Source organism: Pseudomonas sp. B26(2017) (genome assembly GCF_002113045.1).
Lineage (GTDB): Bacteria > Pseudomonadota > Gammaproteobacteria > Pseudomonadales > Pseudomonadaceae > Aquipseudomonas.
This window is the reverse complement of sequence record NZ_NEJJ01000005.1, coordinates 52,663-71,303: the sequence shown is the minus strand read 5'-3', so window position 1 is coordinate 71,303 and position 18,641 is coordinate 52,663. Positions and strand designations below refer to the sequence as shown.

Sequence of the window (18,641 nt, the reverse complement as noted above, 5' to 3'; positions counted from 1 at the left end):
TATTGGCTGAGCAACGCATCGGCCAGAACACGGAAGTCACTTTGCACTTTGCATTGCGCCTGGAGAACGGCGACACGGTCGACAGCACCTTCGACAAGGCTCCGGCGACCTTCAAGGTCGGCGATGGCAACCTGCTGCCGGGCTTCGAGGCGGCGCTGTTCGGTTTCAAGGCCGGCGACAAGCGTACGCTGACCGTCGAGCCGGAAAACGCCTTCGGCCAGCCGAACCCGCAAAACGTACAGATCATCCCGCGTTCGCAGTTCGTGGACATGGAGCTGTCGCCGGGGCTGCTGGTGATCTTCAACGATGCGGCCAATACTGAGCTGCCGGGTGTGGTGAAAGAGTTCGACGACGCGCAAGTGACCGTTGACTTCAATCATCCGCTGGCTGGCAAGACGCTGACCTTTGAAGTCGAGATCATCAACGTCAAAGCGCTCTGAGTCACACAGCAGAATCCCTGTGGGAGCCGGCTTGCTCGCGAATGCTGACTGACATTCAACATAAACGTTGTCTGAAACACCGCTTTCGCGAGCAAATCGAATCGTCGCTACCCCATTAGCTTTTCAACGTTTTCGCTATTTCTTGCGCGCAAGACACGAGGCACAGCATGCAAATCAAACTCGCCAACCCCCGTGGCTTCTGCGCCGGCGTGGACCGGGCGATCGAAATCGTCAACCGCGCCCTTGAGGTTTTCGGGCCGCCGATCTATGTGCGTCATGAAGTGGTGCACAACAAGTTTGTGGTCGAGGACCTGCGCAGTCGTGGCGCGATCTTCGTCGAGGAGCTGGATCAGGTACCGGACGACGTCATCGTGATCTTCAGTGCCCACGGCGTCTCGCAAGCCGTGCGTAGCGAAGCCGCCGGCCGTGGCCTGAAAGTGTTCGACGCCACCTGTCCGCTGGTGACCAAGGTGCACATCGAAGTCGCGAAATACAGCCGCGACGGCCGTGAATGCATCCTGATCGGCCACGCCGGTCACCCGGAAGTCGAAGGCACCATGGGCCAGTACGACGCCAGCAATGGCGGCGCGATCTACCTCGTTGAAGACGAGAAGGATGTCGCCGAATTGCAGGTGCGCAATCCCGAAAAACTCGCCTTTGTCACCCAGACCACGCTGTCCATGGATGACACCAGCCGAGTGATCGACGCATTGCGTACGCGTTTCCCTGCCATTGGCGGGCCGCGCAAGGACGATATCTGCTACGCCACTCAAAACCGTCAGGATGCTGTCAAGCAACTGGCGGACGAATGCGACGTGGTGTTGGTCGTGGGCAGCCCGAACAGCTCCAACTCCAACCGCCTGCGTGAGCTGGCCGAACGCATGGCCACTCCGGCCTATCTGATCGATGGCGCCGAAGACCTGCAAAAGAGCTGGTTCGACGGTGTCGAGCGCATCGGCATCACCGCCGGCGCCTCTGCCCCGGAAGTCCTGGTGCGTGGCGTGATCCAGCAGTTGCAGGCCTGGGGCGCCACCGGTGCCGACGAGCTGGCCGGGCGTGAGGAGAACATCACGTTCTCGATGCCTAAAGAGCTGCGCGTTCGCTCGATCTGATCGCTTTATCCTTTCGGCACAGCGCCTGTTCGGCCTTTTGGCTGGTCAGGCGAACGCGACCGGTTGCCGCCAGCACCACCTGGAGCTGGCTGACCGGCTCGCGAGCCGAGCACAGGTGCAATGTCCCCGCCTGAAACTTCCGGTCCGGCACCAGTGGCTGGCCCAGGCTACTGAAACGTATGTACCGGCTCACCAGCCAGTTGCCGACAATCGGTATCTTTCCATCACTCGCCTGCTCTATCAGCAATGGATTATCGGCGTCTTCGGCCCCTTTTCCGCTGATATCCAGAATGATCCGCCAGCCCTGGCCCCAATCACCGTTGATGCCGTGAATCACCACACTCTGATTGCGCGTGATGGCCATTGTCCGGGCATTACGGATGCCGTCGAGCAAAGACTGTGCGGCCTGCTGGCGCCGGTTTGACTCGGTGAAGTCCGCCAGCGCCGGACCGACCAGCGACAGAACAATTGCGCCGATCGCCAGTCCCATAAGCAGTTCGACCAGACTGAAACCCTGTTGCGGCATGTGCGCGTCCTCCCTGGATTGTGCACAGCGACGCAGTCCGTGCGCCGTTCGCAGTAAATCAACCGGCGCATGCCGGTCGAATGTTCTAGGTTTGTACAGGTATAGCCGACGGCAACGGAGGGCATCGATGGATCATCGTACAAAAGGTTTCACGCTGATCGAGCTGCTGGTGGCGCTCGCGGTGTTTGTAATCCTGATCACGATGGCGGTGCCGGCGTTCACCCGTTCGGTGCAGGGCAGCAAGGCCGACACCGAAGTCGGCGACCTGCAACGGGCCCTCAATTACGCGAGGCTCGAGGCGATCAACCGGGGTACCACCACCCGCTTGCGACCGAGTGCCGGCGGCAACGTCTGGGCCGGCGAGCTGGCGGTCTACGACAGTACTGGCACTTCGGCCAATGTATTGCGGGTTGTTCCAGCGATGAGCAGCGGCGCGACTCTGACGCTACCCTCTGGAGTGACCGCGCTGGATTTCAACAATCTGGGCGGGCTGGCGGCGCCGTCCACGGCAGTCGTCATCAGTTACGTGCTGGGAACGCAAAGCAGGACGCTGAACGTGTGTCTGAACGGAAGAATTCAATTGGGTGGAAGTTGCGGATGAGGGCAGGGAGCAAGCACGCACAGGAGGGCATGACGCTGATCGAAGTGCTGGTCGCGTTGTTGATTCTGACGGTCGGTTTGCTGGGCGCGGCAGCGGTTCAGCTCAATGCGCTGAAGTACACCGACAGCTCGCGGATGACCAGCCAGGCGAGTTTCATCGCCTACGACATGATGGACCGGATCCGCGCCAACTCGGGCGCCGACTACACCGTCACACCCCCCACCACGGGCAACCTGAGTGTCGCCCGGGATCAGGATCTCTACGACTTCACCACCAACATCGTCAATTTCGGCGGCCCGACCGCCACCGGCAGCATCACCCTCAATCAACGTGTGTACACCATCACCATCACCTGGAATGACGCGCGCGCCGCCAATACGTCCAGTGCGCCCCGCAGCTTTGTCCTGACCAGTCGCGCCGCGGTAGATCCGGTGGGCGCGCCATGAAACGTCATAATCTGGGTTTCGGTCTGATCGAAATGCTGGTGGCCCTGGCGCTGGGGCTGATCGTGGTGCTCGGCGTGGTGCAGATCTTTCTGGCGGCGAAAAACACCTACGTCAGCCAGAACAGCGCGGCCGCCATGCAGGAAGATGCGCGGTTCGTGCTGAGCAAGATGATTCAGGAACTGCGCATGGTGGGCATGTTCGGTTGCCTGGGCACGATTACCGATTCCAGCTCGGCGGGGGATTTCACGGCGGCTCAGATCGCGCCGATCAGCTGGGACAACGCCAATCTCAAGCTGACCCTGGTCACGGCTGATGTCGGCAGTGCAGGCGGGACGCCGACCTGGACCGTGGTGTCCGATTGCCGCAACAGCGCCACCGCTTATACCGGCGCACGGGCTGCGGCGACGGGGCAGATCGCGTTTCCGATCCGTCGGTTGATCTACAGCTTCAGCAACAACCAGATTCTGATGGGCACCGGCAGCGGTAATCCGGCCCAGCAAGTGCTGGTGAATAACGTCGGTGCGTTCACTGTGATGTTCGGTCTGGCGAGTTCCGCAACCGATGTCGCGGCATCCACCTACAGTGCCAACCCCGGTGATCCGGCGCGGATCCGCAGCGTGCGCCTGAGCCTGACCCTCACTGATCCGAACAATCGGGTCCGCAATCAAACCTTCAACGTGGTTGCCGCCTTGCGCAACCGCTTGCAGTGAGGGGCGAGCGATGAACGTTTCTCTCCATCGGCGACGGTCCCAGGACGGCATGGTGTTGCTGGTCAGCCTGGTGTTTCTGCTGCTCCTGACGGTGATCGGCCTGTCATCGATGCAGAGTGCCAACCTGCAGGAAAAAATGGCCGGCAGCGTAAGCCTGCGCAATCAATCGTTCCAGACTGCCGAGGCGGCGCTGCGCATCGGCGAAAGTGCGGTGCAACTGGACGGCTACACGCTGGCAGTGTGCGCCAGCACCACCCAATGTGCGCCACCGGCGGAATCCTCGGTGGTCAGTGCGGCGGGGCTCAACTCCACGTCGGGCGTGACCTGGATCGCCGCCGGCAGCGGGTTTTACGGAGTACAGAACATCGGCACGACCCTGACGGCGGTAAACGTGCCGAGCAACACTTCGGCGACCTTGTACCGGGTCACGGCCGTCGGCATCGCCGGCACTTCGCGCAGTGTGGTGGAGAGTGTCTATGCGAAGTACTGAGCGACGCTTCAAATGGCTGTCGCTGTTGCTCGGCATGCTGACCGGGCTTTATCTGACTGCACCGGCGTATGCCTTTACACCGTCCGATTCGCCGCTGTTGAGCGCGGCGGCTGTGCCGCCGAACGTGATGTTGATGATCGACGACTCGGGCAGCATGAACAGCATCATCTATGCGACGGGTTTTGATCCGACCGTGGATCGCACGGCAGCCCGGCAGTGCAACGCGGTCATCGGCCTGTGCCTGAGCTCAACTGCCATCACCGGCGATACGATCTTCCTGTCGAGCCTGCCGACCTCCGGCTGCTCCGGCGGCGCCTATGCCTTCTACAACAACAGCCTGACGCCACTCTGCCTGAAATTGCCGGATCCGGTAGGCAGCGGCAACACCCGCTATTCGGCCGATTACATTTCCTATGTGGTCGGGCTGGCGATCAGCAACGGCACGCGCGACTTCACCACCGGGGCGATTCCCAACGATTACCGGATCAACGTGGCGCGCAATGTTTCCACTGCACTGGTCACCAGCAACCGCAACCTGCGCATGGGGCTGGCGACCTTCAACCCGGCCACCAGCAACAACCCCGGCAATGGAGGTTTCATTGCGCGCTCCATCAGCGACCTGTCACCGGTCAGCGGTAGCGTGACCCAGGCTCAGGCTGACACCAACTACAACGCACTGATTTCCTCGATCAACGGCCTGAACGCGGTGGCCAACACGCCTCTGGCCGAGACCTATTACGAAATCACCCGCTACATGCGCGGGATGGCGCCGTACTACAACAGCACGCCGAGCACTTACACCAGCCCGATCCAGTACCGCTGCCAGAAAAACTACGGGGTGGTTATCACCGACGGCCTGCCGACTTACGACCGCACCTTTCCGAGCAACGACCCGCTCGGCGGCAGTCGCCTGCCGAACTGGGACGGCATCAACAATGACGGGAACAATCTGAACGGGGACGGGGAGGGCGATACGCTGTATCTGGACGATATCGCCAAGTTCGCCTTCGACATCGATATGCGTTTCTCCGGAACCGACGCGGCGGGCAAGAGCTGGAATGCGGTGGATTTTCCCCGGCAGTACATGAATACCTACACCGTGGGTTTTACCGCTTCCAACGACATGCTCTCGGACGCCGCCGATTACGGACAGGGCCGCTACTACCAGGCGACCGACAGCGCCGGTTTGAATGCCGCATTGTCTTCGGCGTTGAGTGATATCACCTCCAAGGCGGGTTCCGGCGGTGCGGGTGTGACCAGCGGCACCACGCTGACCAGTAGCAGCAGTTTTTACCAGACCACCTATGACCCGAAGGATTGGCGCGGCACGATCAAGTCGTTTGGCTTTACCTCCGCCGGGGCGGTCAATACCTCGGCCGTGCAGTGGACCACCGATACCGCCATCGTGCCTGGCGCCACCGCGCCGACCTACCAGTCGTGGAATTCCCTGAGCAACACGGCGATAACGCTGGCCTATGGCAACTTCTCCCCGGCCCAGCAGACTGTTCTCAGTCAGGGTTTGCCCACCGGCATCAGCGGTATCGACCTGGTCGAATGGAGCAAGGGCACCAACAAGACCGGGCTCAAAGTGCGCAGTGTGTTGCTTGGGGACATCATCAACTCGCCACTTGTACTGGCTTCGCCCACGGAAAAAACCGCTTCCGATCTGGCCGGCGACACCACCTACAGCACCTATCTGACCACCAAGGCTGCGAACATGAACGCCAGCCTGGTGGTGAACGCTAACGACGGTTTTGTCAGCGTCATCAACTCGGCCAACGGTACCCGGCGCTATGCCTACATGCCGTCCAGCGTATTGCCCTCGTTGCGTCTGATTGCCGATCCGAACTACGTCAACGGCGTCAGCCACAAGTTTCTGGTGGATGGTCAGCTCGGTGTATTCGATGCCCAATTCGGCACGGTCTGGAAAACCCTGGCCATAGGCGGTACGGGTGCCGGTGGCAAGACTTTCTACGGGCTTCAGCTGTTCGACGCCTCGGCGGGCAACGTGATCCGCGCCTTGTGGGAGGTCAGCGCGCCGGCAGCCGCCAGCACTTCCAACGCTTTCAATGATCTGGGTTACGCCTATGCCCGTCCGGAAGTGGCACGCTTGGCCGATGGTCGCTGGGCGGCGTTCATTGCCAACGGTTACGGCAGCAACTCCGGGGTGGCGGCGCTGTATGTGCTGGATGTTCGCGATGGTTCGCTGATCAGGAAAATCGTCATCGACAGTACGGAAACCAACAATGGCTTGTCCTCGGTGAAGCTGCGGGTCAATTCGCAGAACGTGGTGCAAGCCGCGTATGGCGGTGACTTGAAGGGACGGTTGTGGAAGTTCGACCTGAGCGCCACTGCTTCCGACAGTTGGGGCGTGGCGTTTTCCGGCAAGCCGCTGTTCACCACGGCCGGCGGGGCAACTCAGCCGATCACCGCGCAGCCGTTGCTGGCGGACAACGCTCTGGGCGGCAAACAGATTTTCGTCGGCACCGGTAAATTCAACGAAACCGCCGACAAGACCAACAAGGATTTGCAGGCGTTCTATTCGGTGTGGGATGCCGATGGCGGATCGGGCCAGATCACGGTCAGCAGTTTGCAGGCTCAGGCGATTACCGGCGTGTTCTCCGGCAGTTCCGGGCAGTTTGTCACCACCAGCCAGAACGACACGACTTATCCGGCGGAGAAGGGCTGGTACCTGCCACTGGTGTACAACAACGCATTGACCGGCGAACGGGTGATCAATCAGGCCAGTCTGGTGCTTGGGCGTATTGTGTTCACCACGGCCAGTGTCGATACCACTGACCCGTGTTCCAGTTTCGGTACCGGCAAACTGATCGAACTCGATGCGTTCAGCGGTAAGATGCTCAACTACGCCGTGCTCGACACCAACGCCGATGGCGTGGTCGACAGCAACGACACGATCTCCAGTGGCGTGGTGTTCACCGGCGGTATCCCGACCCTGAACGCCATCGTCAACGGTGCAACACGCAAGATCGAGACCGACTCCAGTGGCGGCATCACCACCCTGGTGGAAAAGGGCGGCGGCGGCAGCCGTCGCATAATGTGGCGACAAATACAGTAAGTGAGAGTTCGAGGCATGCGCAGATCCAACCGAGGTTTCACCCTGATCGAAATCATGATCGTGATTGCGATCATCGGTATCGTCATCACCATCGGCTATCCGAGCCTCACCGAATATGTGAAGAAGGGCCGCCGCGCCGACGTGGTCAGCAACTTGTCGGAACAGGCACAGATCCTCGAGCGCTTCTATTCGAAGAACAACGTCTACACCGGTGTCACCGGGTTGAGCACCGGCAACGATTTCTACACCATCACGCCGACGATCACCGATCAGACCTTCCTGCTGACGGCGACCCGCAAGACCGGCACGGCGATGGCCACTGACAAGTGCGGGGATTTCACCCTCACCAACACTGGCGTCAGAAGCATGAACAACGCGACCACCGGGCTGACCACCAAGGATTGCTGGGGCCGCTGAGCCGCATTATTTCGGGCGCCTTTTGCGCCCACTGTCTTTTTTACGGTTGGATCAAACATGACCAGGCAACAGCAAGTGGTGATTGTCGGTGGCGGGGTGATTGGCCTGCTCACTGCGTACAACCTCGCCTCCGAGGTCGGCAGCGTGGTGCTGCTGGATCGTTCGAACGTCGGCCAGGAATCGTCCTGGGCCGGCGGCGGTATCGTGTCTCCGCTGTACCCGTGGCGCTACAGCCCGGCCGTCACCGCACTGGCGCACTGGTCGCAGGATTTTTATCCACAGCTGGGCGAGCGACTTTTTGCCGATACCGGGGTCGATCCCGAAGTGCACACCACCGGCCTGTACTGGCTGGATCTGGATGACGAAGCCGAAGCGTTGGCGTGGGCTGCGCGGGAAAACCGCCCGTTGCGGGCTGTGGATATCTCGGCGGCGCATGATGCGGTGCCGGTGCTCGGTGGTGGTTTTTCCCGGGCGATCTATATGGCCGATGTGGCCAACGTGCGCAATCCACGACTGGTGAAGTCTTTGAAAGCGGCGTTGCAGGCGCTGCCGAATGTAACGATTCACGAGCAGTGCGAAGTCAGCGGGTTTGTCCGTGAAGGCGAACGGGTGGTGGGCGTGCAGACTTCCACCGGTGTGATCGCTGGCGATCAGATCGTGTTGACGGCGGGCGCGTGGAGCGGCGAATTGCTCAAGACTCTGAATCTTTCGCTGCCAGTGGAGCCGGTCAAGGGCCAGATGATTCTCTACAAGTGTGCGGCGGATTTCCTGCCGAGCATGGTGCTGGCCAAGGGGCGCTACGCGATTCCGCGCCGTGACGGACACATTCTGATCGGCAGCACGCTGGAGCACGAAGGCTTCGACAAGACCCCGACTGACAACGCGCTGGAAAGCCTAAAGGTATCGGCAGTCGAGTTGTTGCCGGCGCTGGTGGAGGCTGAAGTGGTGGGGCATTGGGCCGGGCTGCGACCGGGTTCACCCGAAGGGATTCCATACATTGGCCGGGTTCCGGGGTTTGACGGTCTGTGGCTGAACTGCGGGCATTACCGCAATGGGCTGGTGCTGGCGCCGGCGTCCTGTCAGTTGTTTGCCGACGTAATGCTGGGCCGTGCGCCGATCATTGATCCAGCGCCGTATGCACCGGCCGGACGGATCTAGTCGGTTTTTCTTCCGGCGACTGATAATCGCCTTCGCGGGCAAACCCGCTCCCACACCTGTGGGAGCGGGCTTCAGTCCAGGCCCAGCTTCTTGAGCCTGTAGCGCATCGACCGAAACGACAGACTCAACCGCTGCGCCGCCGCCGTGCGATTCCAGCGGGTTTCCTCCAGCGCCTGCAAAATCAGTTTGCGCTCTACGCTCTCAAGATAGTCTTCGAGGTTGTCGATCTGGGTGAGATCGGCAATACCGCCTTCGGCGGTGCCGTTGCCTTCGATCAGACGTAGATCTTCGGCCTCGATCATGCGGTTTTCACACAGGGTGTGCGCCCGCTCAAGCACGTTCTCCAGTTCCCTCACGTTGCCAGGGAAACGGTAGTTTTTCAGCGCTTCAAGGGCATGAGGATGGAGCCGTGCCGCCGGTTGCCCGGTGCCACTGGCCAGGCGCTTGAGCATATGGCCGGCCAGCGCTTCGATGTCCTCGCGACGCTCGCGCAGAGACGGTACACGCAACTCGATCACGTTCAGCCGGTAATACAGGTCCTGACGAAAACGCTCGGCAGCCACTTCCGCGTCGAGGTCCTTGTGCGTCGCACAGAGGATGCGCACATCGACCACGGTTTCCTGCTGGCCGCCGACGCTGCGCACGGCTTTTTCCTGGATCGCCCGCAGCAGCTTGACCTGCATCGGCAGCGGCAGATCCGCCACTTCATCGAGAAACAGCGTGCCGCCATGGGCCGCCTGGAACAGCCCCGGTTTATCCTCCACTGCGCCGCTGAAACTGCCTTTGCGATGGCCGAAAAATTCGCTTTCCATCAACTCTGAAGGAATCGCCCCACAGTTCACCGGCACAAACGGCTGGCTGGCGCGCGGGCCCTGTTCATGAATCAGACGGGCCACCAGCTCCTTGCCGCTGCCGGACTCGCCGCTGATATAGACCGGTGCCTGGCTGCGGGCCAGTTTGTCGATCTGTTTGCGCAAGTTGCGCATCGGCGGTGAGTCGCCAAGCAACCGCCGGTCGATCGAAGTGCAGACATTGCCCGGCGCCGGCATGCGCAACGCCGAGCCGACCAGCTCGCGCAGGCGCGTCAGGTCCACCGGTTTGGTCAGGAAGTCGAAGGCCCCGGCCTTCAGAGCGTTGATCGCCGTTTCCAGGCTGCCGTAGGCGGTGATCATCGCGACCGGCAGTTGTGGATAACGTTGCTGAATGTGCTGCACCAGCTCCAGGCCGGTGCCGTCGGGCAGGCGCATGTCGGTCAGGCACAGAGCGAAGGTTTCGCGATGCAGCAGCGCCTGAGCTTCTGCGAGATTGCGTGCGCTGAAGGTGTCGAGTTTCATCCGTCCCAGGGTGATTTCCAGGAGTTCGCGGATATCCGGCTCGTCGTCGACGATGAGGATTTTTTGCCGTGGGCTCGTGTTCAACTTTGTTTCCGTCCGTGAGCAAAGGTGATGCGAAAGCAGCCGCCGCCTTGGCGTGATTTGAAGTCTAGGCGCGCTTGATTGCTTTCGCACAGCTCACGGGACAGATAAAGCCCAAGGCCGGTGCCCTGGCTGCTGGTGGTAAAAAACGGTTCGAACAGGTGAGCCTGCTGATCCAGCGGCACGCCAGGGCCATTGTCCTGCACCTCGAGCACGGCCAGCGTGCTTTCGGGGTCGATCAGCAGCGTCAGCCAGACCTCGGCCGGATCGTGCAAAAGGGCGCTATGGCGCCAGCCGTTGCGTAACAGATTGTCGAGAATCTGTGTGAGCTGGCCAGGATCCATCAGCGTGCGAAAGTCCCCCGGACCGATGTGCAGGTGAATGTGCTGGCGCTCGCCGGCCTGTTCGCGGCTCTCGTTGACGAACTGCTCCAGCCACGGCTTGAGATCCAGCCGTTGCGGTGCGCTCTGCTGGCGGCGGGACAGTTGCAGGACGTTTTCGATGACTCGGTTCATGCGTTGGGAGTGGTCTTGAATGATCTGCGTCAGACGCCGATCCGCGCCGTCGAGTTCCTCGGACTCCCGCAACAGCTGCGCGGCATGACTGATGGCCCCCAGCGGATTGCGGATTTCATGGGCGATACCGGCGGTCAGCCGGCCCAGCGCGGCGAGTTTCAATTGCTGGGCCTGCTGGGCGATCTGTGCGAGGTCTTCGAGAAATACCAGGGTCTGGCGGTTCGGACTCTGTTCCAGGGCAATGAAGCTCGGTTGCAGCTCCACACCGTTGCCGCCGATCTTCAGGCTTTGCGGGCGCAGCGTCGGGTTGTTCAGCCACAGTTGCAGGCGCTCGACCAATGCGCTCGAGTGCTCGTCGATCAACTCGCCTTCAAGGTGTGTCTGGCCCAGCAGGGTCTTGGCGCTGTGGTTGGCCAGTTGCACCCGGCGCTGTTCGTCGAGCACCAGAATGCCGGTGCGCATGCGTTGCAGGATCAGCGCGTTGAGGGTTTCGAGCCCAACGACTTCGCTGGCGCGCTGCTCGGCCAGGTTCTCGCTGACCTCCAGACGGCGCATCAATCCTTGCACCAGCAATGACGCTGCGAAGCACAGGGCGCCGAGTGTGCCGGCCTGGAGATAATCGTTGGCGCTCAGGGGATGGCTGAAACTCAGCAGAAAGCTGAGCCCGACGATGCCGAGGGTGGCGATGGCGGCGATCAGCAAACCGATACGTCGTCGCAGCAAGGTGTTGCTGATGGCCACCGAGACGATCAGCAGGTTGCCGATCGCGCTGGCCACGCCGCCGGCCGCATAGAACACGCCACACAGCAGCAGGATGTCGACCAGTGCCAGGCCGAACAACTGGGCGGGGCGGCGGATGTTCTCGAGGAACACCACCAGCAGGATGTTCAGCACCAGGTACAACCAGCTGCCATTGCGCAGCCACTCGTCGTTGGTCGAGTTCAGCAGGCGGTTGTCCATGTTGCTGGAGATCAGCAACACCAGGGTGATGCCGACACTCAAACGGTACAGATGATAGAGGCGCAGCAGTCGCTGGGCCTGTTTGCTGTCGGCGTTGTCGGCCTCAGCGCTCACTGGAGCCTGGGCCTTGCTCAAGGTGAGCCTGGCTGCAATACCACTGTTGTTGAAGATTCAGCGCGCGGTCGCGGGGCAGGTGCACGCCGCAATGGGCGCAACGCACCATCGGCGCGGCATCCTGTTCGCGAGGTGATCGGGCGGACGAGGCGGGGGAATTGAATTTGCGCCACAACCAGACAGCGGCGGCGATCAAGGCAATCCAGAACAGTAAACGAAGCATGATGGGCGGCTTTTCGGCTAATGATTCGGCAGTTTAGCCAAGGACCCGACGAGCGCACAGCCCAATCACACGCCGCAATAAAAAGGGAGATCCGAAGATCTCCCTTTTTGGCATCACCGACGTGATCAGTCGAACAGACCGAAGGTCAGGTAGCTGAAGATGGAACGATCGCTGTCGCTCGACTCCGGTTCCGGCTCTTCGATCACGTCGCCGTTTTCGTCTTTCGGCTTGAGCTCGTTCGGGATCGCGTCTTTCGCATCCTGGAACTGTTTCTGCACGTCCTGGTTGGCGCGGGTTTCTCCCGGCGGCAGCGGCGGACGGGATTCGATCAGGCCCAGCGTGGCCTTGCTCAGGAACGAGCGGTTGTCTGCTTCGGCAACGCGAGGTACGAACTGGCCGTCCTGCAGGCTCGGATGGTTCGGGTAGTTGAGCTTCAGGGTTTCCAGGCTGGTGGCCGCCAGTTCGTCCAGATGCAGACGCTGATAGGCTTCGGTCATCACCGCCAGGCCGTCACCGACCGATGGGGTTTCCTGGAAGTTTTCCACTACATAACGACCACGGTTGGCAGCGGCGACATAAGCCTGACGGGTCAGGTAGTAGTCGGCCACATGGATTTCGTAGGCGGCCAGCAGGTTGCGCAGGTAGATCATGCGCTGCTTGGCGTCCGGCGCGTAGCGGCTGTTCGGGTAGCGGCTGGTCAGCTGGGCGAACTCGTTGTAGGAGTCACGAGCGGCACCCGGGTCACGCTTGGTCATGTCCAGCGGCAGGAAGCGCGCCAGCAGGCCGACGTCCTGGTCGAACGAAGTCAGGCCCTTCAGGTAGTAGGCGTAATCCACGTTCGGGTGCTGCGGATGCAGACGAATGAAACGCTCGGCAGCGGACTTTGCAGCTTCCGGCTCGGCGTTCTTGTAGTTGGCGTAGATCAGCTCCAACTGCGCCTGATCGGCATAGCGACCGAACGGATAACGCGACTCCAGGGCCTTCAGCTTGGCTGTGGCGCTGGTGTAGCTGTTGTTATCCAGGTCCTGTTGAGCCTGCTGGTACAGCTCGGCTTCACTCAGGTTTTCGTCTACGACTTCCTTCGATGAGCAAGCAGCGGTCAATGCGAGGATGGCGATCAGCAGCAGGTGTTTCACTTGCATGGCGGCTTGCGTCCCTATGACGGCCGCTGTCTTGGGCGGGGCCGTCCTGTTATGATGAGCGCCCCGTTGAAAAGCCCCGGGGCAAAAGACGCCGTATTTAACCACAAGCGCGCAGCCGAAACCAAAGGCTGTAGCCGACGCCCAGTCCGAGCATGTCCGATAAAATTGAACTTCGCGCAGAGGTGCCGTCCGAATTGGGCGGCCAACGCCTCGATCAAGTCGCCGCCCAACTCTTCGCCGAGCACTCGCGCTCGCGCCTTTCCGCCTGGATCAAAGAAGGTCGCCTGACTGTGGACGGGGCGGTCATCCGCCCGCGCGACATCGTTCATGGCGGTGCCATCCTTGAGCTGACTGCCGAGCAGGAGGCCCAGGGTGAATGGGTCGCCCAGGACATCGAACTCGACATCGTCTATGAAGACGACGACATTCTGGTGATCAACAAGCCTGCCGGCCTGGTGGTGCACCCGGCCGCCGGTCACGCTGATGGCACCTTGCTCAACGCCTTGCTGCACCACGTGCCGGACATCATCAATGTCCCGCGCGCCGGTATCGTGCATCGTCTGGACAAGGACACCACCGGTCTGATGGTGGTGGCCAAGACCATTCAGGCGCAGACCAAACTGGTCGCCCAGCTGCAAAGCCGCAGCGTCAGCCGGATCTACGAGTGCATCGTGATCGGCGTGGTCACCGCCGGCGGCAAGATCAACGCCCCGATCGGCCGCCACGGCCAGCAGCGTCAGCGCATGGCGGTGATGGAAGGTGGCAAGCCTGCCGTCAGCCACTACCGCGTGCTGGAGCGCTTCCGTTCCCACACCCATGTACGGGTGAAGCTGGAAACCGGTCGCACTCACCAGATTCGCGTACATATGGCACACATTAACTTCCCGCTGGTCGGCGATCCGGCGTACGGCGGTCGTTTCCGCATTCCGCCGGCCGCGAGCCAGACCATGGTCGAATCCCTAAAGCACTTCCCGCGTCAGGCCCTGCACGCGCGGTTCCTCGAGCTGGATCACCCGACCACCGGTGAACGCATGAGCTGGGAATCGCCGCTTCCGGAAGATCTGGTGTGGTTGCTGACCCTGCTCAAGCAGGATCGCGAGGCATTCGTCGGATGAACTGGCTGACGCCGGACTGGCCTGCGCCGGCCAGCGTCAAGGCCTGTGTCACCACCCGCGAGGGCGGCGTCAGCGAGGCGCCGTTCGACAGCCTCAACCTGGGCGATCACGTCGATGACCGCCCGGAGGCCGTCGCCGAAAACCGTCGGCGCCTGACCGAACACTTCTCCATAAAGCCTGCCTGGTTGCAGCAAGTGCACGGGATTGCCGTGGCGCATGCGGATCCGTCCGTGGTGGCAACGGCGGATGCCAGCTGGACCGCAACACCCGGCATCGCTTGTGCAGCGATGACTGCCGATTGCCTGCCGGCGCTTTTCTGCAATCGTGCCGGTACTCGCGTGGCGGCGGCGCACGCGGGCTGGCGTGGTTTGGCGGCTGGCGTGCTGGAAGCCACACTGGACAGTCTGGATGTTGCCGCTGAGGACATTCTGGTCTGGCTCGGCCCGGCCATCGGCCCGCAAGCCTTCGAAGTCGGCCCGGAAGTCCGGGAAGTCTTCATCAATCAATTGCCTGAAGCCGAAACAGCCTTTGTCCCGAGCCACAACGCCGGCAAGTTCATGGCTGACATCTATAAGCTGGCGCGGCTGCGTCTGGCGGTTCGCGGTGTCACTGCTGTTTATGGCGGCGGTTTCTGTACCGTGACCGATCCGCGCTTCTTCTCTTATCGCCGTGCATCGCGCACTGGTCGCTTCGCCTCCCTCGTTTGGCTCGAGTCGCCCGACGCCCGCTAAGCTTGTCTGATCTGCATCAACTCCCTGGCGCTTGAATCTTCCAGAATCGACCGCATCTATAGCGGTATCTGGCAGGTTTCTTTATTCAGGATGGTTTTTTAGGTCCGGCCTGCTCAAAAGGAAGGTGACCCATGCGTATAGACCGTTTAACCAGCAAGTTACAGTTGGCGTTGTCCGATGCCCAATCCCTGGCTGTCGGCCACGATCATCCGGCCATTGAGCCGACACATTTGATGCAAGCAATGCTGGAACAGCAGGGTGGTTCGATCAAACCCCTGTTGATGCAGGTGGGCTTCGACGTCAACAGCTTGCGTAAAGAGCTGACCAAAGAGCTTGATCAATTACCGAAAATCCAGAATCCGACCGGCGACGTCAACATGTCGCAAGACTTGGCGCGCCTGCTCAACCAGGCCGATCGCCTGGCTCAGCAGAAGGGCGACCAGTTCATTTCCAGCGAGCTGGTGCTGCTCGCCGCGATGGACGAGAACAGCAAGCTCGGCAAGTTGCTGCTCGGCCAGGGCGTGAGCAAAAAAGCGCTGGAGAATGCAATCAACAACCTGCGCGGTGGCGAAGCGGTCAATGACGCCAACCACGAAGAGTCGCGTCAGGCGCTGGACAAGTACACCGTCGACCTGACCAAGCGCGCCGAGGAAGGCAAGCTTGACCCGGTGATCGGCCGTGACGACGAGATCCGCCGCACCATTCAGGTTCTGCAACGCCGCACCAAGAACAACCCGGTGCTGATCGGCGAACCTGGCGTGGGTAAAACCGCGATTGCCGAAGGTCTGGCCCAGCGCATCATCAACGGCGAAGTGCCGGATGGTCTGCGCGGCAAGCGTCTGCTGTCCCTGGATATGGGTGCGCTGATTGCCGGTGCCAAGTATCGCGGCGAGTTTGAAGAACGCCTGAAAGCGCTGCTCAACGAGCTGTCGAAGCAGGAAGGGCAGATCATTCTGTTCATCGACGAACTGCACACCATGGTCGGCGCCGGCAAGGGCGAAGGCTCGATGGATGCCGGCAATATGCTCAAACCGGCCCTGGCCCGTGGCGAGCTGCATTGCGTCGGCGCGACCACGCTCAACGAGTACCGCCAATATATAGAGAAGGACGCAGCCCTCGAACGACGCTTCCAGAAAGTGCTGGTGGACGAGCCGAGCGAAGAAGACACCATCGCGATCCTGCGTGGCCTTAAGGAGCGTTACGAGGTTCACCACAAAGTGGCGATCACCGACGGTGCGATCATTGCTGCAGCCAGGCTCAGCCATCGCTACATCACTGACCGGCAGTTGCCGGACAAGGCGATCGACCTGATCGACGAAGCGGCCAGCCGCATCCGCATGGAGATCGACTCCAAGCCGGAAGTGCTGGATCGTCTGGAGCGGCGCCTGATTCAGCTGAAGGTGGAATCCCAGGCCCTGAAGAAAGAAAGCGACGACGCGGCGAAGAAACGTCTGGAGAAACTTCAGGAAGAAATCGATCGCCACGAGCGTGAGTACTCGGATCTGGAAGAAATCTGGAACTCGGAAAAAGCCGAGGTACAAGGTTCTGCACAGATTCAGCAGAAGATCGAACAGGCCCGTCAGGAACTGGAAGCCGCGCGCCGCAAAGGCGACCTGAACCGCATGGCGGAGTTGCAGTACGGGGTGATCCCGGATCTGGAACGCAGCCTGCAGATGGTCGACCAGCACGGCAAGAGCGAGAACCAGTTGCTGCGCAGCAAGGTGACCGAAGAGGAAATCGCCGAAGTCGTTTCGAAGTGGACCGGTATTCCCGTGTCGAAAATGCTTGAAGGCGAGCGCGACAAGCTGATGAAGATGGAAAGCCTGTTGCACCAACGCGTGATCGGCCAGGACGAAGCGGTGGTCGCGGTGGCCAACGCGGTGCGGCGTTCCCGTGCCGGGTTGTCCGACCCGAACCGCCCGAGCGGCTCGTTCATGTTCCTCGGCCCGACCGGTGTCGGTAAAACCGAGCTGTGCAAGGCGCTGGCCGAATTCCTCTTCGACACTGAAGAGGCGATGGTACGGATCGACATGTCCGAGTTCATGGAGAAACATTCCGTGGCGCGGCTGATCGGTGCACCACCGGGCTACGTCGGTTACGAAGAGGGCGGTTATCTGACCGAAGCGGTACGGCGCAAGCCTTACTCGGTGATCCTGCTGGACGAAGTCGAGAAGGCGCACCCGGATGTGTTCAACATCCTGCTGCAAGTGCTGGAGGATGGTCGTCTGACCGACAGTCACGGTCGTACGGTGGATTTCCGCAATACCGTGATCGTCATGACCTCCAACCTCGGTTCGATGCAGATTCAGGAACTGGTCGGCGATCGTGAAGCACAACGGGCAGCAGTGATGGATGCGATTTCCACCCACTTCCGTCCGGAGTTCATCAACCGGGTCGACGAAGTGGTGATCTTCGAGCCATTGGCGCGGGATCAGATCGCGGGCATTACCGAGATTCAGCTGGGCCGTCTGCGCAGTCGTTTGGCCGAGCGCGAGCTGAAGCTGGAGCTGAGCCCGGAAGCGATGGACAAGCTGATTGCGGTCGGTTACGACCCGGTCTATGGCGCACGGCCGCTGAAGCGGGCGATCCAGCGCTGGATCGAGAACCCGTTGGCGCAGTTGATTCTGTCGGGACGCTTCATGCCAGGGGAGACCGCGACCGGCGTCGTGGAGAACGACGAGATCACGTTCAACTGACACCTGCCGGTGGTGAAGTAAGTAAGGCCTCGCACTGCGAGGCCTTTTTTTTCGCCAGGCTGTTGAACTCAAAGGAAAAGGCTTGTAAAGTGCGCCCCGCAGTCAGTCACCAACACGGTTTCAGCTCACTGGGCAGAAATCTGAAATAAGTTGCAAATCATTAACTTGAAAGCAATTTAGGGGGTTGACAGAGGTGTTCTAGGTTGTAGAATAGCGCGCCTCAGACACACGAACGCAGCGATGCGAAAACGATGTCGAGAAGCTGCAAGTTTCATCGTTGTAAATTGAAATATGTAGTTCCGTGATAGCTCAGTCGGTAGAGCAAATGACTGTTAATCATTGGGTCCCAGGTTCGAGTCCTGGTCACGGAGCCAATTTCAAACCGGGGTATAGCGCAGTCCGGTAGCGCGCCTGCTTTGGGAGCAGGATGTCAGGAGTTCGAATCCCCTTACCCCGACCATTTTTGGGTCGTTAGCTCAGTTGGTAGAGCAGTTGGCTTTTAACCAATTGGTCGTAGGTTCGAATCCCACACGACCCACCATTTTTGAAACCAGTTTGCGCTGGGATCGAATCTTAAGATCAGAGGCCAAAAGCGCTGATCGAAGAAGGCGATCTTTGAAAGGTCGCCTTTTTTTTACCGGGGTATAGCGCAGTCCGGTAGCGCGCCTGCTTTGGGAGCAGGATGTCGGGAGTTCGAATCCCCCTACCCCGACCATATTGAAAATCCTCGTATCGAAAGATACGGGGATTT

17 protein-coding genes and 4 tRNA genes are annotated in these 18,641 nt (G+C 60.7%); 16 read left to right on the top strand and 5 right to left on the bottom strand.

Annotated elements, in window-relative coordinates; translation table 11 throughout:
* Positions 1-2: 2 nt before the first annotated feature.
* Together fkpB and ispH are read left to right on the top strand one after the other, a co-directional pair.
* Positions 3-440 (top strand): FKBP-type peptidyl-prolyl cis-trans isomerase, encoded by a 438-nt coding sequence (gene fkpB, locus CAF79_RS09040; RefSeq protein ID WP_170929719.1) that lies wholly within the window; start codon positions 3-5, stop codon positions 438-440.
* A 167-nt stretch (positions 441-607) separates the two neighbouring features.
* Positions 608-1,552: a 4-hydroxy-3-methylbut-2-enyl diphosphate reductase gene (gene ispH / locus CAF79_RS09035; RefSeq protein WP_007963828.1), complete on the top strand. Its 945-nt coding sequence runs from the start codon at positions 608-610 to the stop codon at positions 1,550-1,552.
* Here the strand turns inward: ispH and CAF79_RS09030 are convergent.
* On the bottom strand, positions 1,524-2,078 hold the full coding sequence (locus tag CAF79_RS09030) for a GspH/FimT family pseudopilin (protein ID WP_085697529.1): 555 nt from the start codon (positions 2,076-2,078) through the stop codon (positions 1,524-1,526). The two genes, ispH and CAF79_RS09030, sit on opposite strands and share 29 nt — an antisense overlap.
* 127 nt (positions 2,079-2,205) lie before the next feature.
* Here CAF79_RS09030 and CAF79_RS09025 point away from each other — a divergent pair, with 127 nt between their 5' ends.
* From CAF79_RS09025 to thiO, 7 genes are read left to right on the top strand one after another with little or no spacing between them, the layout of a single operon-like run.
* Positions 2,206-2,679 (top strand): GspH/FimT family pseudopilin, encoded by a 474-nt coding sequence (locus CAF79_RS09025; protein ID WP_085697528.1) that lies wholly within the window; start codon positions 2,206-2,208, stop codon positions 2,677-2,679.
* Positions 2,676-3,125: a type IV pilus modification protein PilV gene (gene pilV, locus CAF79_RS09020; RefSeq protein WP_085697527.1), complete on the top strand. Its 450-nt coding sequence runs from the start codon at positions 2,676-2,678 to the stop codon at positions 3,123-3,125. The genes CAF79_RS09025 and pilV overlap by 4 nt, the downstream gene beginning before the upstream one ends.
* Complete coding sequence (locus CAF79_RS09015) at positions 3,122-3,835, top strand: PilW family protein (protein ID WP_085697526.1); 714 nt, start codon at positions 3,122-3,124, stop codon at positions 3,833-3,835. Before pilV ends, CAF79_RS09015 begins: the two co-directional genes overlap by 4 nt.
* A gap of 10 nt (positions 3,836-3,845) precedes the next feature.
* Positions 3,846-4,325: a PilX N-terminal domain-containing pilus assembly protein gene (locus tag CAF79_RS09010; RefSeq protein ID WP_085697525.1), complete on the top strand. Its 480-nt coding sequence runs from the start codon at positions 3,846-3,848 to the stop codon at positions 4,323-4,325.
* Positions 4,312-7,404 (top strand): pilus assembly protein, encoded by a 3,093-nt coding sequence (locus CAF79_RS09005; protein ID WP_085697524.1) that lies wholly within the window; start codon positions 4,312-4,314, stop codon positions 7,402-7,404. Before CAF79_RS09010 ends, CAF79_RS09005 begins: the two co-directional genes overlap by 14 nt.
* Before the next feature lie 15 nt (positions 7,405-7,419).
* The gene (locus CAF79_RS09000; protein WP_039771691.1) at positions 7,420-7,821 is read left to right on the top strand and encodes a type IV pilin protein; all 402 of its coding nucleotides are present in this window, start codon (positions 7,420-7,422) and stop codon (positions 7,819-7,821) included.
* Positions 7,822-7,878: 57 nt separating this feature from the next.
* A complete protein-coding gene (thiO, locus tag CAF79_RS08995) occupies positions 7,879-8,979 on the top strand; it encodes a glycine oxidase ThiO (RefSeq protein WP_085697523.1) in 1,101 nt (366 codons plus the stop codon).
* A gap of 71 nt (positions 8,980-9,050) precedes the next feature.
* On the opposite strand, the gene CAF79_RS08990 is transcribed toward thiO, so the two are convergent.
* From CAF79_RS08990 to CAF79_RS08975, 4 genes are all read right to left on the bottom strand, one after another.
* Positions 9,051-10,397 (bottom strand): sigma-54 dependent transcriptional regulator, encoded by a 1,347-nt coding sequence (locus CAF79_RS08990; RefSeq protein ID WP_085697522.1) that lies wholly within the window; start codon positions 10,395-10,397, stop codon positions 9,051-9,053.
* Positions 10,394-11,983: an ATP-binding protein gene (locus tag CAF79_RS08985; protein ID WP_085697521.1), complete on the bottom strand. Its 1,590-nt coding sequence runs from the start codon at positions 11,981-11,983 to the stop codon at positions 10,394-10,396. The genes CAF79_RS08990 and CAF79_RS08985 overlap by 4 nt, the downstream gene beginning before the upstream one ends.
* Positions 11,973-12,206, bottom strand: a complete 234-nt coding sequence (locus CAF79_RS08980) for a PP0621 family protein (protein ID WP_085697520.1) — start codon at positions 12,204-12,206, stop codon at positions 11,973-11,975. Before CAF79_RS08980 ends, CAF79_RS08985 begins: the two co-directional genes overlap by 11 nt.
* A gap of 125 nt (positions 12,207-12,331) precedes the next feature.
* Complete coding sequence (locus CAF79_RS08975; RefSeq protein ID WP_085697519.1) at positions 12,332-13,348, bottom strand: outer membrane protein assembly factor BamD; 1,017 nt, start codon at positions 13,346-13,348, stop codon at positions 12,332-12,334.
* A 152-nt stretch (positions 13,349-13,500) separates the two neighbouring features.
* Here CAF79_RS08975 and rluD point away from each other — a divergent pair, with 152 nt between their 5' ends.
* The 7 genes from rluD to CAF79_RS08940 all read left to right on the top strand — a co-directional run bounded on the left by rluD (position 13,501) and on the right by CAF79_RS08940 (position 18,605).
* Complete coding sequence (rluD, locus tag CAF79_RS08970; RefSeq protein WP_011335991.1) at positions 13,501-14,463, top strand: 23S rRNA pseudouridine(1911/1915/1917) synthase RluD; 963 nt, start codon at positions 13,501-13,503, stop codon at positions 14,461-14,463.
* Positions 14,460-15,194, top strand: a complete 735-nt coding sequence (pgeF, locus tag CAF79_RS08965; protein WP_085697518.1) for a peptidoglycan editing factor PgeF — start codon at positions 14,460-14,462, stop codon at positions 15,192-15,194. Before rluD ends, pgeF begins: the two co-directional genes overlap by 4 nt.
* Before the next feature lie 131 nt (positions 15,195-15,325).
* Positions 15,326-17,890: an ATP-dependent chaperone ClpB gene (gene clpB / locus CAF79_RS08960; RefSeq protein ID WP_085697517.1), complete on the top strand. Its 2,565-nt coding sequence runs from the start codon at positions 15,326-15,328 to the stop codon at positions 17,888-17,890.
* Positions 17,891-18,188: 298 nt separating this feature from the next.
* Positions 18,189-18,264 (top strand) — tRNA-Asn (locus tag CAF79_RS08955).
* 9 nt (positions 18,265-18,273) lie between these two features.
* Positions 18,274-18,350 (top strand) — tRNA-Pro (locus CAF79_RS08950).
* Positions 18,351-18,355: 5 nt separating this feature from the next.
* Positions 18,356-18,431, top strand: a tRNA-Lys gene (locus CAF79_RS08945).
* A gap of 97 nt (positions 18,432-18,528) precedes the next feature.
* A tRNA-Pro gene (locus tag CAF79_RS08940) sits at positions 18,529-18,605 on the top strand.
* Positions 18,606-18,641: the final 36 nt, after the last annotated feature.